The sequence below is a fragment of the Phaeobacter sp. CAU 1743 genome (assembly GCF_039839315.1).
In the GTDB taxonomy this organism is placed as follows: domain Bacteria; phylum Pseudomonadota; class Alphaproteobacteria; order Rhodobacterales; family Rhodobacteraceae; genus Phycobacter; species Phycobacter gallaeciensis_A.
This window is the reverse complement of sequence record NZ_JBDOQR010000004.1, coordinates 21279-36379: the sequence shown is the minus strand read 5'-3', so window position 1 is coordinate 36379 and position 15101 is coordinate 21279. Positions and strand designations below refer to the sequence as shown.

17 protein-coding genes are annotated in these 15101 nt (G+C 62.2%); 5 read left to right on the top strand and 12 right to left on the bottom strand.

From position 1 onward, the window contains the following. Window positions 1–13: 13 nt before the first annotated feature. Window positions 14–538, bottom strand: coding sequence for a DUF2938 family protein (locus AAFO90_RS02585; RefSeq protein ID WP_347508400.1), 525 nt, complete (start codon window positions 536–538; stop codon window positions 14–16). A gap of 55 nt (window positions 539–593) precedes the next feature. On the opposite strand from AAFO90_RS02585, the gene AAFO90_RS02580 reads away from it, so the two are divergent. The 5 genes from AAFO90_RS02580 to AAFO90_RS02560 all read left to right on the top strand — a co-directional run bounded on the left by AAFO90_RS02580 (window position 594) and on the right by AAFO90_RS02560 (window position 4719). Then, a complete protein-coding gene (locus tag AAFO90_RS02580; protein WP_347508399.1) occupies window positions 594–1004 on the top strand; it encodes a helix-turn-helix domain-containing protein in 411 nt (136 codons plus the stop codon). Between the two features lie 139 nt (window positions 1005–1143). Next, window positions 1144–2010 carry an S-methyl-5'-thioadenosine phosphorylase gene (locus tag AAFO90_RS02575; protein WP_347508467.1) on the top strand — a complete coding sequence of 289 codons (867 nt, stop codon included), beginning with the start codon at window positions 1144–1146 and terminating at the stop codon, window positions 2008–2010. Window positions 2011–2192: 182 nt separating this feature from the next. Then, the gene (locus AAFO90_RS02570; RefSeq protein ID WP_065272715.1) at window positions 2193–2732 is read left to right on the top strand and encodes an adenine phosphoribosyltransferase; all 540 of its coding nucleotides are present in this window, start codon (window positions 2193–2195) and stop codon (window positions 2730–2732) included. A gap of 213 nt (window positions 2733–2945) precedes the next feature. Then, the gene (locus AAFO90_RS02565) at window positions 2946–3425 is read left to right on the top strand and encodes a fasciclin domain-containing protein (protein ID WP_347508398.1); all 480 of its coding nucleotides are present in this window, start codon (window positions 2946–2948) and stop codon (window positions 3423–3425) included. A gap of 67 nt (window positions 3426–3492) precedes the next feature. Then, complete coding sequence (locus AAFO90_RS02560; protein WP_065272713.1) at window positions 3493–4719, top strand: MFS transporter; 1227 nt, start codon at window positions 3493–3495, stop codon at window positions 4717–4719. Window positions 4720–4842: 123 nt separating this feature from the next. On the opposite strand, the gene AAFO90_RS02555 is transcribed toward AAFO90_RS02560, so the two are convergent. The 11 genes from AAFO90_RS02555 to coxB all read right to left on the bottom strand — a co-directional run bounded on the left by AAFO90_RS02555 (window position 4843) and on the right by coxB (window position 15025). Continuing rightward, the gene (locus AAFO90_RS02555; RefSeq protein ID WP_347508397.1) at window positions 4843–6270 is read right to left on the bottom strand and encodes an FAD-binding oxidoreductase; all 1428 of its coding nucleotides are present in this window, start codon (window positions 6268–6270) and stop codon (window positions 4843–4845) included. A gap of 41 nt (window positions 6271–6311) precedes the next feature. Next, window positions 6312–7151, bottom strand: a complete 840-nt coding sequence (locus AAFO90_RS02550) for an MBL fold metallo-hydrolase (RefSeq protein WP_347508466.1) — start codon at window positions 7149–7151, stop codon at window positions 6312–6314. Window positions 7152–7458: 307 nt separating this feature from the next. Beyond that, window positions 7459–8049: a GNAT family protein gene (locus AAFO90_RS02545; protein ID WP_347508396.1), complete on the bottom strand. Its 591-nt coding sequence runs from the start codon at window positions 8047–8049 to the stop codon at window positions 7459–7461. Then, window positions 8049–9314, bottom strand: a complete 1266-nt coding sequence (locus AAFO90_RS02540; RefSeq protein WP_347508395.1) for a pitrilysin family protein — start codon at window positions 9312–9314, stop codon at window positions 8049–8051. The genes AAFO90_RS02545 and AAFO90_RS02540 overlap by 1 nt, the downstream gene beginning before the upstream one ends. Further along, window positions 9311–10699 (bottom strand): threonine synthase, encoded by a 1389-nt coding sequence (thrC, locus tag AAFO90_RS02535; RefSeq protein WP_347508394.1) that lies wholly within the window; start codon window positions 10697–10699, stop codon window positions 9311–9313. The genes AAFO90_RS02540 and thrC overlap by 4 nt, the downstream gene beginning before the upstream one ends. A 4-nt stretch (window positions 10700–10703) precedes the next feature. Continuing rightward, complete coding sequence (locus AAFO90_RS02530) at window positions 10704–11390, bottom strand: SURF1 family protein (RefSeq protein ID WP_347508393.1); 687 nt, start codon at window positions 11388–11390, stop codon at window positions 10704–10706. Between the two features lie 128 nt (window positions 11391–11518). After that, complete coding sequence (locus tag AAFO90_RS02525; protein WP_065272707.1) at window positions 11519–12334, bottom strand: cytochrome c oxidase subunit 3; 816 nt, start codon at window positions 12332–12334, stop codon at window positions 11519–11521. Between the two features lie 23 nt (window positions 12335–12357). Continuing rightward, on the bottom strand, window positions 12358–12945 hold the full coding sequence (locus AAFO90_RS02520; protein ID WP_347508392.1) for a cytochrome c oxidase assembly protein: 588 nt from the start codon (window positions 12943–12945) through the stop codon (window positions 12358–12360). Beyond that, window positions 12945–13115: a cytochrome C oxidase assembly protein gene (locus AAFO90_RS02515; protein ID WP_065272705.1), complete on the bottom strand. Its 171-nt coding sequence runs from the start codon at window positions 13113–13115 to the stop codon at window positions 12945–12947. Before AAFO90_RS02515 ends, AAFO90_RS02520 begins: the two co-directional genes overlap by 1 nt. 1 nt (window position 13116) lies before the next feature. Next, a complete protein-coding gene (cyoE, locus tag AAFO90_RS02510; protein ID WP_274831291.1) occupies window positions 13117–14058 on the bottom strand; it encodes a heme o synthase in 942 nt (313 codons plus the stop codon). Between the two features lie 127 nt (window positions 14059–14185). Continuing rightward, window positions 14186–15025 (bottom strand): cytochrome c oxidase subunit II, encoded by an 840-nt coding sequence (gene coxB / locus AAFO90_RS02505; protein ID WP_065272704.1) that lies wholly within the window; start codon window positions 15023–15025, stop codon window positions 14186–14188. Window positions 15026–15101 lie beyond the last annotated feature (76 nt).

Below are 15101 nucleotides of genomic sequence, written 5' to 3'. Positions count from 1 at the left end.
TCTCGTCCTTTGCTTAGCGGGCCGAAATCACCTGCAATAGCGCACTGCCCAAAAACAGACCAAACCCAAAAATGCCATGGGTGATCAGACTGTTCAATCGAGCGCGCCACGGAAAGGCTGTCTTGCGGGCGGCAAATCCCAAACCCATTGCGGGCTGCAACAGGCAAAAGGGCAAGACCACCGTCAATACTCCGTAGCCAAGCGTTAGACCAAGGGCGGGTGCCTGAAGCCATCCTGCGCCAACTATGCCCCACAGACCGAAGGCTAGCGCGCCCCCAACCGCATAGTGAAACATCCAGCCCAGCGCGGTTTCAAAACCCCTTGGGGGCATCTTCTTTCCCCCGGCGCCCAGCATCAGGCGTCCTTGGAAAAGACCCAACACCCAGCGTGCGACAAGTCCCCAGTTCGGCCCCGGCACGCCCATCCAGCGTCCTCGCGCCCATGCCGCGACATCAATCAGCGCAGTTGCAACGCTCCCAACGAAAGTGACCTGCCAGATCAGGTTCCAATGCATCTCCATAATTTGCTCCTGTTTCATATTTCAAACTGCTAGAGATTTGAGGTGTGCAAATTCAAGCCAGCTTGAGGTCAAGATGAAATCTCTGGACATCGCCGAGGTTGCCCGGTGCAGCGGCGTCAAACCCTCTGCCCTGCGATACTACGAAGATATCGGCCTGATCCGCGCCGACAGCCGGAAGGGCTTGCGACGTCAGTATGACGACAGCGTTCTGGACCGGCTCGCGCTCATTGCCATGGGACGGGCCGCCGGGTTCAGCCTGCAAGAGATAGGCGCCATGCTGGGCAATGCAGACGGGTTCGATCTGGACCGCCAAAGACTGCACGCGCGCGCAGATGAGGTCGAGCAGCGCATCCGAGAGCTCCGTGTCCTGTCCCGTGCGCTGCGCCACGTGGCAGAATGCACTGCTCCGGACCACAGTCAGTGCCCCACCTTCCGGCGCATGATGGACAGCGCCTTGACCCGCGCATCGACACCAAAGCGCTGACCTCTCGCACGGGGTCACCTGCGCGCCCAGCCCATCCGGTTTCGGCATCGTGAGACGGCGGGGCTTGCCAAAAGGGCGCCGTCTTGCGCATACCCAAGAAGCAACATCAGCAGGAGAATAGGACGTGACCAAGGACACCATGATCGCCGTCATCGGCGGCTCCGGCATCTACGATATCGACGGGCTGGGCGGGGCCGAGTGGGTCAGCGTTGAAACCCCCTGGGGTACGCCCTCGGACCAGATCCTGACCGGCATGCTGGACGGCGTGAAAATGGCCTTCCTGCCGCGGCATGGGCGTGGCCACGTGCATTCCCCGACCGAAGTGCCCTACCGCGCCAATATCGACGCGCTGAAACGGCTGGGCGCTACAGATGTGTTTTCCGTCTCTGCCTGCGGGTCTTTTCGCGAAAACATGGCGCCGGGCGATTTCGTCATCGTCGATCAGTTCATCGACCGCACCTTTGCACGGGAAAAATCCTTCTTCGGGACCGGCTGCGTCGCCCATGTCAGCGTCGCCCACCCCACTTGCGAGCGGCTCAGCGATGCGGCCGAGGCGGCAGCGCGCGATGCCGGGATCACCGTGCACCGCGGCGGCACCTATCTTTGCATGGAGGGGCCGCAGTTCTCCTCGGTGGCGGAATCGAAAATGTACCGCGAAAGCTGGGGCTGCGACGTGATCGGCATGACCAACATGCCCGAGGCCAAACTCGCCCGCGAGGCAGAGCTGTGCTACGCCTCCATCGCGATGGTGACCGATTATGACAGCTGGCACCCCGACCACGGCGCCGTGGACATCACCGAGATCCTGTCCACGCTGCAGGGCAACTCCAGCAACGGGCGTGAACTCGTGCGCCGCCTGCCAGGCATTCTGGGCGCCGAGCGCGCGCCCTGTCCGCATGGCTGCGACCGGGCGCTTGAATACGCCATCATGACCGCTCCCGAGAAACGCGACCCTGCGGTTCTGGCCAAACTGGATGCGGTGGCAGGCCGCGTGCTCAGCGCCTGATCGCCCTCTAATCGTCTTGGGCCCGCTCACTGCCGCTCTGCGGCACCGGGCGGCCCAGGATCGCAAGGTTTTCCTTGCATGGGCGGCGCGCTTCGGCCAAACCCCGTGGCGGCTCCGGTGCCCCTTTACCGGTCCGGGCCGCACCCATCCGCGCCATCCGTTCCCGCAAGCAGGAGCCTTCCATGCCCAAGAAAACCGCCGTCAAAGACTACATCCGCACCATCGTCGATTTCCCGCACGAAGGGATCATGTTCCGCGATGTCACCACCCTGTTCGCCGATCCGCGCGGGTTCCGTATGGCCATCGACCAGATGCTGCACCCCTACGCCGGTGAGCGGATCGACAAGGTCGTGGGTCTTGAGGCGCGCGGTTTCATCCTGGGCGGCGCCATCGCTCACCAGCTGAGCGTCGGCTTTGTGCCGATCCGCAAGAAAGGCAAGTTGCCCGGCACCACCATCAGCGAAGAATACCAATTGGAATACGGCGAAGCGATTGTCGAGATCCACGACGATGCCATCCAGCCCGGAGAAAAGGTGCTGGTGGTCGATGATCTGCTGGCCACCGGCGGGACCGCAGGCGCCGGGATCAAGCTGATCGAGCGGCTGGGTGGTGAAATCATCTCCTGTTCCTTCATTGTCGACCTGCCCGATCTGGGCGGCCGCAAGAAGCTTGAGGATCTCGGAATGGACGTCCACGTCCTGTGCGAATTCGAAGGCGACTGAACCGGCCCGCGCCGAAACAGGGTCACGGATTACTCACATCCTGATCACGTTTTGTTGATTGGAAATCATGACGCCGCCGGGCTTAGCTCCGGCGGTTTTCTTGTCAAACCCCTCCCGGCGAAAACCCGCTTCATCCGGACCGCCCCCTCTGCCGTAGGTCTCACGATGCCTGACGAAAGGTGTCGCACAACCGAAACACATGAGGAGACCAAGATGTTCCGCAAGATGATGACGACCACCGCAGCCACGCTGTTCATGGCCGGAGCGGCCTTCGCAGGCGGTCATTCCAAGGATATCGTCGACACCGCTGTCGGCGCCGGAGACTTCAACACCCTGGTCGCCGCCGTCAAGGCCGCCGGTCTGGTGGACATCCTGAAAGGCGAAGGTCCTTTCACCGTCTTCGCCCCGACCGATGCCGCCTTTGCTGCCCTGCCCGAAGGCACGGTCGAAGACCTGCTGAAGCCCGAGAACAAGGAAAAGCTGGTATCGATCCTGACCTACCACGTGGTGCCGGGCAAGGTGATGTCCGGTGACCTTACTGACGACATGAGCGCCGCAACCGTGCAGGGCAGCGCGGTGATGATTGATCTCGACAAGGGTGTGATGGTCAATGACGCCAGCGTGGTCACCGCCGATATCGAGGCCGAGAACGGCGTGATCCACGTGATCGACAAGGTCATCCTCCCGAAGTAACCGCAGACGCGAATTCGTGAGGGCGAATTCAGTTGCAGCCCGTCGGCACGCGCCCTAGCGTGCCGGCATGAACACTGCCGCGATCCTTGACAGCCGCTATTCCTGGCTTCGACTTCTTATCACCCTGGCCATTGCAACCGTGGCCAATGTGGGCATGTGGGCGATCATCGTCATCATGCCCGCCGTCGAAGCCGAATTCGGCTCCGGGCGCGCCGCCTCTTCCATGCCCTATACGCTTACCATGGTGGGTTTTGCCCTCGGCAACCTGCTGATCGGGCGGCTGGTGGACAGGTTTGGCATTACCCTCGCGCTGATCGGCGCCGTTGCAGCGACGGCTTCGGGCTATGTGCTCTCCACCTTTGCGCCGACGATGGCGGTTCTGTCCCTTACGCACCTGCTTCTGGGTCTCGGCACAGCAGCAGGTTTCGGCCCTCTGATCGCGGATATCTCGCACTGGTTCCTGCGGCGGCGCGGTATCGCCGTGGCGCTGGTGGCCAGCGGCAATTACCTCTCGGGGGCGATCTGGCCGACGCTGCTGGCCGGGCTCTTGGAGAGCGGCGGCTGGCGCATGGTCTATTTTGCCCTGGCCGCGATCACCGTTGCCGTGGTGATCCCGCTTGCCCTGCTGCTGCGCCGCCGAGTCCCGGCAGAGGCCTATGCCGCCTCTGATGCAGCCTCGGCGCTCAATGCGCGCAGCACCGGCATGTCCGCGCGCACCCTGCAATGGCTGCTGGGGCTTGCCGGGATCGGCTGCTGCGTCGCCATGTCGATGCCCCAGGTGCATATCGTTGCCTATTGCGTCGGCCTTGGCTACGGGCCTGCAGTGGGGGCGGAGATGCTGTCGCTGATGCTGCTGGGCGGTGTGGTCAGCCGGATCCTCTCAGGCCTTGCGGCGGACCGGCTCGGCGGCGTGGCGATCCTGCTGATCGGTTCGGTCCTGCAATGCATCGCGCTGTTCTTCTACCTGCCCTTTGACGGCATGGTGCCGCTTTATCTGGTGAGCGCACTGTTCGGCCTCGCGCAGGGGGGCATCGTTCCCAGCTATGCGCTGGTGGTACGCGAATACATGCCCCCGAAAGAGGCCGGTGCGCGGGTCGGTTTCGTGATGATGATGACCATTCTCGGCATGGCTCTGGGTGGCTGGATGTCCGGCTGGATCTACGACGTAACCGGCAACTACCAGATGGCCTTTATCAACGGCATCGCCTGGAACGGGCTGAATATCCTGATCATCGGCTACCTGCTGATGCGCAGCCGCCCGCAGAAACCGTCGGCCACCCCCAGCATCGCCTGACCCTACGTCCGCGCTCTGCTGCACCGCTGCCCCCTGCGCACAGCGGGCTTTGCCCGCTGCCGGGCCCAAGACTGTGAGGGGGCTGGCACAGCCCAATCCTGCAGGCGCGGGAGCGCCACGTTGTCAGGTACCTTGCCGCAGCACCGCGCCGGGGTTCATGATGCCGTGGGGATCGAGCGCGTCCTTGATGGCGCGCATCGCGGCCAGTTTTACCGGATCGCCATAACGCTCCAAATCGCCGGTCTTCATGCGCCCGATGCCATGCTCCGCGCTCATCGACCCGTCGAAGTCAGCCACCAGATCATGCACCGTGCGTTTCACATCCTCGCGCAGGTGTTCGTATTCCTTGCGCGTCTTTCCCGCCGCCGGGAAGACGTTGTAATGCAGGTTGCCATCGCCAAGGTGGCCAAAGCAATTGATCCGCATATCGCCCTCTCCCAGCCGCGCGATAGCCTCTCCGCCGCGCGTGATGAAATCCGGGATTTCCGAGATCGGCACCGAGATATCGTGGCTGGAAATCGCGCCGATCAGGCGGTTGGCCTCGGGGATCGTCTCGCGCACCGTCCACAGGGCCTCGCGCTGCGCCGCCGACTGGGCAATCACCCCGTCCTGTGCCAGATCGGCCTCCAGCGCCGCCTCGAACAGGTCCGCAAGCGCCTCTTCCGGATCCAGCCCGCGCGCCAGCCCCAGCTCGATCAGCACGCACCATTCCGGTGCCTCGGCAAAGGGTTGGCGTACCTGCGGCATGGTTTCTGCCAGAAACGCCAGCCCCTGCCGGTGCATCAGTTCAAAGGCGCTGATCCCTTCGCCCAACTGGTCACGCGCCAGCGACAGCAGCGCAATTGCCGCCTGCGGCGATGGCACCACAAAGACCGCCGTGCCCTGCGCCGCCGGGATCGGTGACAGTTTCAACGATGCCGCAGTGATGACGCCCAGAGAGCCTTCGGAGCCGACCAGAAGATTGCGCAGATCGTAGCCGGTGTTGTCCTTCCTGAGGCGCGACAGCCCGTGCCAGATCTCTCCATTGGGCAGCACCGCCTCCAGCCCCAGGCACAGATCGCGGGCATTGCCATAGCGCAGCACATTGACCCCGCCTGCATTGGTCGCAAGGTTGCCGCCAATCCGGGCCGAGCCTTCGGCGGCCAGCGACAGCGGGAACAAGCGTCCGGCCTCAGTCGCGGCGGCCTGCACATCGGCAAGGATCGCGCCCGCTTCGGCAATCAGCACGTTTTCCTCGGGGTAGACGCCGCGGATCGCGGTCATTTTTTCCAGCGACAGCAGCAGGGGCGCCGGGCCTCCCGGCATCACCTGACCGCCCACCAGACCGGTACCGCCGCCATAGGGCACCACCGGCACACGTGCCTCATGCGCAGCGCGCACCAGCGTTGCGACCTCTTCGGTGGAGTGCGGCATGGCCAGCAAGCCCGCCTGCCCCTGATACCTTCCACGCGGCTCTTCCAGATAGCGTGGGTCGGCGGGGCGCAAAACGCCCTCAGGCCACTGATCGGCAAGGCGGGCGACAAAGGCGGAATCGGCAGAATTCAGTGTCATGAAACCTGCATGTCCAATTGCGCCTCTCAAGGCAAGACTGCTTACTCGTCTTTGCGCAGATAAGAGGGGCGCAGCACATGGATCGTCGGCCTGTCCGGCAGGCTGCGCAGCGACACAGTGATATCTGCCGCGCCATCCTGCACCACGTCGAACTCCGGCCCGATCTGCGACAGGAAACGCTCCAGCGAGTAATCGGTGAACCAATGCATCGGCAGGATTACCGAGGACCGCAGCCGGTTCAACACCTCGACCATTTCAGGCAGCGCCAGGGTCATGCCGCCATCCACGGCGGCCATCACCACATCAAGCCGCCCCAGCGCCGCGAATTGCTCGGGCGTCGGCACGTGATGCAGATGGCCCAGATGCCCGATGCACAGCCCTGCGACCTCAAACACGAAAATCGAATTCCCGGCCACCTCTACCCCATCGCTATAGGCAGAGCGGATATCGGTGGGCACATTGCGGATCAGCATTTCACCCAGGTCCAGATGGTGGCTGATCCCCTCACCAAAGGCACCCCAGCCTTCCAGCACATGCGGGATGGCCGGATCGGGGTGGGCGGTCCAATGGGTTTCATGAGCATGGTTCATGGTGACCACATCCGGGATGAAATCGGCCGATCCGGTAAAGCCGGTGAAGTCGGTCACCACGTTCAGGCCACCTTCGGTCTGGATCAGGAAACTGGCGTGCGACAGATACCGGATCCGCACCGAATGTTCCGACACCGGGTCCTGCCAGCTGGCCTTGTGCAGATAGGCGATCCCCGGGGCCGCCTCAGCGAGAGCAATGCAATGGCTGGCCCGGCGCTCCTGCGCGGCCAGCGGAGCGGCGAAGATTGCCGAGACTACGAGCGAAACCAGATACTGAACAAAAACACGCATGGCAGAAGTGTAGCGCACTCGCCCTTCCTGTCAGCCTGTTTTACGCAAAATCAGCATAAGTGAGCCTATGCCCCCAGACACTGCCCCGAGTTATGCGGCGCTGCGCTCTGATCGTGTCGGCAAACACTCCCGCCCGGCCCGCGGCATTCACAGAATGCCCCTGCCCCGTTGGGCCGGGCGCCGCACAGGGTGCGGCGCTGCACCGTGCAACGCGCGGTGCCATGCCCAAGGCCGCCAAGGCGCATCGACGCAGCCGGTGCACCTACGGGCGCGGGAGGGTTCGTCCTCATACTTTGAAGAGGTATTTCTAAGCCTGACCAACCAGGGTCTTACCGCGCCTATCGTGGCGCAGCGAGGCGTAGAGCACATGCGTGCGCCAGCGGCCATTGATCTGAAGATAGGATTGCGCCACGCCTTCGTATTTGAAGCCTGAGCGTTCCAGCAATCCGCGCGAAGCCACGTTTTCCGGCAAGCAGGCTGCCTCGATTCGGCTGAGGTCCAGCTTGCCAAAGGCATGATGCACCACCGCGCCAATCGCCTCGGCCATGTAACCACGCCGCGCAAAGGGCTGCCCGGTCCAGTATCCAAGGGTACCCGCCTGCGCCGGGCCGCGGCGGATATTGTCCAGCGTGATCGCCCCCACCAGTGCCTGATCCGACCGCCGGATCAGGAACAGCGGCAGCGCCGAGCCGGAGGACACCGCCCGCTGCGCCCAGTAGACCCGGTTGGTAAAGGCCTTGCGGCTTAGGTGATCCGGCGCCCAGACCGGCTCCCAAGGGACAAGGTAGTCCTGGCTTTGCAGCCGCAACGCGGCCCAGCCGTGAAAATCGCCATGCACCGGCGGTCTGAGTGTCAGACGTTCTGTTTCAAGCCAGACTTTACGGCGGGACAGCAGCATCAGGCAGCGCGCCTCTCCTGCAGCCGCGCCAGAGTGGGCGCATCTGCGACCGGACCATAAAGCGCCAACGCCGCCGGTGCCGCGACCGCAAGGCGTTCGGCCAAAGCCCGCACCCCGGCGACGGTTACCGCGTCAATGCGGGCCACGGTATCCTCCAGCGATGGCACCCGGTCCCAGATCTGCACCAGACGAGCCAGACGTTCGGCACGGTTCGACGGGCTTTCCAGCCCCATCAGCATGCCGGCCTTCATCTGGGCGCGCGCGCGCGCAACTTCGTCTTCGCGCATATCTTCGGCGGCGCGCTTCATTTCGTCGATGGTGATATGCGCCAGATCGGCAAGCTGATCGCCCGAAGTCCCTGCATAAATCGTCGTCGACCCGGTATCCGCATAGGCGCCTGCCTGCGCAAAGATAGTATAGCAAAGACCCCGCTTTTCGCGGATTTCCTGGAACAGGCGCGAGGACATGCCGCCGCCAAGGGCGCTGGCATAGATCTGCGCAGTGTAGATCTCATCATCGCGGTAGCCGGGGCTTTCAAGAGCCAGCGCAAAATGAGCCTGCTCCAGCTGCTTATCCCGCCGCGCCTCGCCGCCACCGGTAAAGCGCGCGGCATCCGGTTCCGGTACTGGCCGTGGCGCCATATGGCCGAACTGCGCCTCGGCCAGCCGCACCAGCGCGTCGTGATCCACCGCACCGGCCGCGGCCAGAATCATCTGTCCCGGTCCGTAGTGCTGATCGACAAAGCCTTGCAGGTCATTACGAGAAAAGCTGCGAATGCGTTCTGCCGGGCCCAGAATGGTGCGCCCCAGCGCCTGATCGCGATAGCTTTCTTCCTGCAACCAATCAAAGATCACATCGTCCGGCGTATCCAGCGCCTGACCGATCTCCTGCAGGATCACCCCGCGCTCGACCTCAATCTCACGCGGGTCGAACACCGGATTGAGCAGGATATCCCCGATCACATCCATCGCCAGCGGCACGTCATCCTTCAGAACCCGCGCGTAATAGGCTGTAACCTCGCGGCTGGTATAGGCGTTGATATAGCCGCCCACATCCTCGATCGCCTCGGCAATCTGCAGCGCCGACCGGGTCTTGGTGCCCTTGAAGGCCATATGCTCAAGAAAATGGGCGATCCCATTCTGTTCAGGCCGCTCGTGGCGGCCACCTGCTGTCACCCAGATCCCGATAGAGGCGGATTCCAGCCCCGGCATGTTCTCCGAAACGATGCGGAACCCGTTGGCGAGTGTGTGTTGCTGAACTGTCAATTCGCGATGTTCTTTCTGATATGCGCCTCAAGGGCGGCCAGATCGTTGTCGATGCGGGTGACGCGCTCGTCGCGCTCATAAAGATCCGCCATGCGGGCGGGCAGCGGCGGGTGGATACCACTCGCCTCTTCCACCGCGGCTGGGAATTTCGCCGGGTGGGCCGTCGCCAGCGTCACCATGGGGATATCGGCAACGCGCAACTGGTTTGCAACCTTCACACCAACGGCGCCGTGGGGGCACAGCAGTTCGCCCGAGGCGGCCCATTCGGATTTGATCGTCGCCATGGTTTCTTCTTCCGAGGCACGGCCGGAAACATAGGTCTCCTGCAGCGCCTGCATGGCGCCCTGGCTGACCTCAAAGCCGCCCGTCTTCAACTCATCCATCAGTTGACCCACGGCAGCGCCATCCTGCCCGTAGGCGTAGAACAGGGCACGTTCAAAGTTGGAAGAGACCTGAATGTCCATCGACGGGCTGATCGAGGGAATGGTGTCCCCCTTGAAATAGCCCTGCCCCGAGAGGCAGCGGTGCAGGATGTCGTTCTGGTTGGTGGCCACCACCAGTTGGTCGATCGGCAGACCCATCTGTTTGGCGATATAGCCGGCGAAGATGTCACCAAAGTTGCCCGTGGGCACGGTGTAGCTGATCTTGCGATGCGGCGCGCCAAGGCTGACGGCGGAGGAGAAGTAATAGACCACCTGCGCCAGCACGCGGGCAAAGTTGATCGAGTTCACCCCGGCAAGGCGCACGCTGTCGCGGAACTCAAAATCGTTGAACATGTCCTTGACCGCCGCCTGACAGTCGTCAAAGTCGCCTTCGACCGCAAGCGCGTGCACGTTGCTGTCCGCAGGGGTTGTCATCTGGCGGCGCTGCACCTCGCTGACGCGGCCATGGGGGTAAAGGATGAAGACATTGACCGCATCCAGCCCCCGGAAAGCTTCAATCGCGGCAGAGCCGGTATCGCCAGAGGTGGCGCCGACGATGGTCACGCTTTCGCCGCGGCGTTTCAGGGCGACTTCGAAGAGCTGACCGATCAGCTGCATCGCGAAATCCTTGAACGCGAGGGTCGGGCCGTGGAACAGCTCCAACAAGAAATGATTGGGCGCCAACTGTTTCAGCGGTGCGCGGGCGGCGTGACCAAACCCGGCATAGGCCTTGGCGATGATCTCGCGGAATTCGTCATCGGTGAAGCAATCGCCGAGGAAGGGACGCATCACCCGGAAGGCGGTTTCCTCGTAAGACAGGCCCGACAGGGCCGCGATCTCATCATGGCTCATCTGCGGGATCTCGGCGGGCACATAAAGGCCGCCGTCGCGGGCCAGCCCGGTCAGCATCGCCTCTTCGAACGTCAGCTCGGGCGCCTGCCCGCGGGTGGAGATGTATTTCATCGCTTCAGCCTTCGGATTTGGCGCGGTTGCGCCACAGGAAATAGGCGGTCATCGCGGCCCAGATAAAGGCCAGCGAAAACCAGGTGAGTGCATATTGCAAGTGGTCATTGGCAATGCCCGATATGGTAACGGGCTGCGGCAGGGTCGCGCCGGGATCCACTACGTCCGAGCGCAGCTCACGCAGGATCACCATCGCCGGTTCGGTGCCCAGCTCTGCCGCCATCGGCGCAACGTCGCGGGCATACCAGATGTTCTTTTCCGTGTCCGGCTCCGGTGTGAACCCGTCCACCTCGACCGGCCAGTGCAGGTTGCCGATCACGGTCGCGAGGCCGGTAGTGCGGGTCTCATCCTTGCGGCTGGCGATGATGAAGCCACGGTCCAGCAGCAGGCGACGACCGCCGTCGGTCACGAAAGGCGCGATAACGCGATAACCTGCGCCGGTGCCCTGGATCGAGGTCAGAACGTGCAATTCGCCCGGCAGGATCTCGCCCTCAAGACGCACAGGCAGGTATTTGTCACGCTCCGACTCCAGCACCTCGGGCAAGGGGCCGGGAGCATCCGCAATGCGCGCTTCGATGGTGGCCAGGATGTCTTCCTTCCAGGCCAGGCGCTGCATCTGCCAGATCCCAAGCGATAGCAGCGCCAATAGGCCCAGGCCGCCAACAAGGGATAGAAAGATAAACCGCCGCATCGCGTCCTCATCGCCAAGGAAAAGCGCGCGGAGGAAGCCCCCGCGCGCTGCGTTTCTTACGGGCTGTCTGCGGATTTTGGAACCACAAACCTGTACCCGCTACAATTTCCGGTGTCGCCCGGGTCGGCTTAGTGCGCCAGACCTGCGGTGCCCCAAACGTAGACCGCTACGAAGAGGAACAGCCAGACAACGTCAACGAAGTGCCAGTACCAGGCAGCGGCCTCGAAACCGACATGCTGCTCGGGGGTGAAGTCACCTTTCAGCGCACGGATAAGGCAAACCGTCAGGAAGATAGTGCCGATGATCACGTGGAAACCGTGGAAACCGGTGGCCATGAAGAAGTTCGAGTAGAACTCATCAGCGCCGAATTCCCAGCCTTCGTGCAGCAGGTGCGCGTATTCATAGCCCTGCAGGAAAGTGAAGAAGAGGCCCAGAACGATACCGATGGACAGGCCCTGAACCAGCGCCTTGCGGTCATTGTTGTGCACCAGTGCGTGGTGCGCCCAAGTCACGGCACAGCCGGACAGCAGCAGGACCAGGGTGTTGATCAGCGGCAGGTGGAAGGCATCGACCGGATAGATGTCGGGCTGAACATAGGAGGTGCCGACATAGGTTTCCATCGGGTAGATGGCGTGTTTGAAGAACGACCAGAACCAGGCGAAGAAGAACATCACCTCGGACATAACGAAGAGGATGAAGCCATAACGCAGGCCGATGCGGACCACCGGGGTGTGATCGCCCTGACGGCTTTCGGCCACCACTTCGGACCACCAGGCGAACATGACATAGAGCACCATCGCCAGGCCGCCCCAGAACAGCCATGCCGTGATGCCATGCATCCACAGCACTGCGCCGAACAGCATTGCAAACCCGCCTACGGAGCCCAGAAACGGCCAGATCGACGGCGGCAGAATATGAAAGTCGTGATTTTTAGCATGCGCCATTTAAGTGTCCCTCACCTAGCGGCCTAGTTCGTGGTTATGCCTGCCCCGGCTTTATCACCGGTGTCGAGAGCGGCATAGCCCTCGGGCAGATCGATTTCATAGAACGTGTACGAAAGCGTGATCGTATGCACGTATTTTGCGTCCCGGTCGTTGACGATTTCCGGATCCACAAAGAAGGTCACGGGCATCTGCACCCGCTCCCCCGGTTGCAGCACCTGCTCTGTGAAGCAGAAACAGGCGATTTTCTCAAAGTAGCCACCGGCCGAATAAGGCGTCACGTTATACGCTGCCTGCCCCGCGACAGGGCGGTCGGTGGGATTGTATGCTTCGTAGAACGCCAGACCGGTCTCGCCGATCTTCAGCTCCATCTCGCGCTGCACCGGTTTGAACTCCCAGGGCATGTCGCGTTCCTTGGAACCGTCAAAGCGCACCGTGATGGTCTGATCCAGCACAGTATCCGCGCCTTGCTCGGCCACGCCGGTGACGCCGCCAAATCCGGTGACCCGGCAGAACCAGTCGTAGAAGGGCACCGACGCCCAGGACAGCCCGCCCATCAGCGCGACCACGCCGACCAGTTGCAGAACCGTTTTCTGAGGTCCTTTGATCGCCATCAGCCCTGCCCCGCCTGTGATTGGGTCTGCGGGAATTTGAAGCCGTTCGAGGTGACCTTGACCATGGTCAGAGCCAGCACCAGCACCACAAAGGCGCCCAGCAGCAGGCCAACGCCCATGTTGCGCCCGAGGCGCCGTTTGTGCAGTTCATGTTCCTTGCGCAAAGCCATATTACCAGCCTCCCAGACCATAGGGTTTCAACAGGGCTTCGACGAGAATCGCGCCGAAGTGCAAAAAGAGGTAGAGCAGCGACAGCTTGAAGAAACTGCGCTCAGCCTTGAAATTGTCGGCCTCGCTGTCGTCCTCATCGCGGCGGAAGATCTTCCAGGCGCCGTGCAGGAACAGCGCGTTCAGCACCACGGCCACGGCCAGATAGACCGGACCACCGATGCCCGAGAACCCGGTGCCCACAGCCAGAATCGCCAGCAGGATGGTGTAGACGAGGATATGAACGCGGGTGGCGCGGCGACCGTGGGTCACGGTCAGCATCGGAACGCCCGCATCATCGTAATCCGAGCGCATGAACAGCGCCAGCGCCCAGAAGTGCGGCGGCGTCCACATGAAGGTCAGCGCGAACATCAGCCAGGGTTCAACCGACATGGTGCCGGTGGCGGCGATCCAACCGATCACCGGGGGGAAGGCCCCGGCGGCACCGCCGATAACGATGTTCTGCGGCGTCGCCCGCTTCAGCCACATGGTGTAGATGACGACGTAAAAGAAGATGGTGAAGGCCAGAAACGCCCCGGCAAACAGGTTCGTCGCCAGTCCCAGCATGATGCAGGAAAGGCCCGAAAGCGCCAGACCAAGGCTCAGCGCCTCGCCCTTGTCGACCTTGCCTGCGGGAATCGGGCGCGACTTGGTGCGTTTCATTACCTGATCGATATCCGCATCCCACCACATGTTGAGCGCGCCAGAGGCGCCACCACCGATGGCAATGAACAGAATCGCGGCAAATCCGATGACCGGATGCACACCAACCGGAGCAGCCAGCAGGCCGACGAGGGCCGTAAACACGACCAGTGACATCACGCGCGGCTTCAGCAGGGCGAAATAATCGCCAAAGCTGGGCTCGTCTTCGCGGATGGTGCTGGCATTGATGCTTGCGTCGCTCATGTCAGTCTCTTCGGCCACTGAAGGATGGCCGCGCGGGCGCATCCTCGTTGCATTTAATATGGTGCTATGGGCGCTACCATCGCGGCGCGCCCATGTTCGGGGCCGGACGTTCCGGTCCCTGCTTTAATCAGTTGGAGGCAACCTGATAGGACTGCGGCAGACCCGCATATTCCTCGATCGCGCCATCCAGCCATGCGTCATAGGCTTCCTGGCTGACCACTTTTACAGTGATCGGCATATAGGCGTGGTCCTTGCCGCAGAGTTCAGAGCACTGACCGAAGTAGATGCCTTCTTTGGTGGGCTTGAACCACAGTTCAGCCAGACGGCCGGGAACCGCGTCCTGCTTCACGCCGAAGGCAGGCATCGCCCAGGAGTGGATCACGTCGGCGCCGGTCACCTGCATCACGATGGTCTTGCCAACCGGGACAACAACTGCGGTGTCGGTTGCCAGCAGGTATTCGTCCTCGGCATAGCCGTAATCGGCCAGTTCGTCCTTGGCGAGGAGGAAGCTTTCATAGCCAAACTCGTGGTCGACGTATTCATAGCCCCAGTACCACTGGTAACCGGTGACTTTGATGGTGACGTCGGCTTCGGGAATTTCCTGCTGGCGGAACAGTTCCGGCAGCGAGAAGGAGCCGATGAAAACCAGGATCAGGATCGGGATCACGGTCCATGCGATTTCGATCGGAGTGTGGTGGGTGAACTGCGCCGCGTTGGGGTTCGCGCGCTTGTTGAAGCGAACGATTGCGAACAGCAGCAAACCAGCCACAAAAACGCAGATGGCGGTGATGATCACCAGGATCAGCCCGTCCAGCATGTGAATGCCTTCCGCCAGTTCAGTTGCGGCCGGCTGGAAACCCAGACCGCCGTTGGTCGGCTTACCAATGGATTCAAGACCTTCTTGCGCTGTGGCTGGAAGGCTTGAGAGGCCAGCGAAAAGGCCCGAAAGCATCAAAGCATTCTTCATATCGTGTCCTGATCGTTTGATCGCGTTATTAGCTGCTACCGGTAACGTCGCTGGAAAGCTTGATTCCATAAAACGC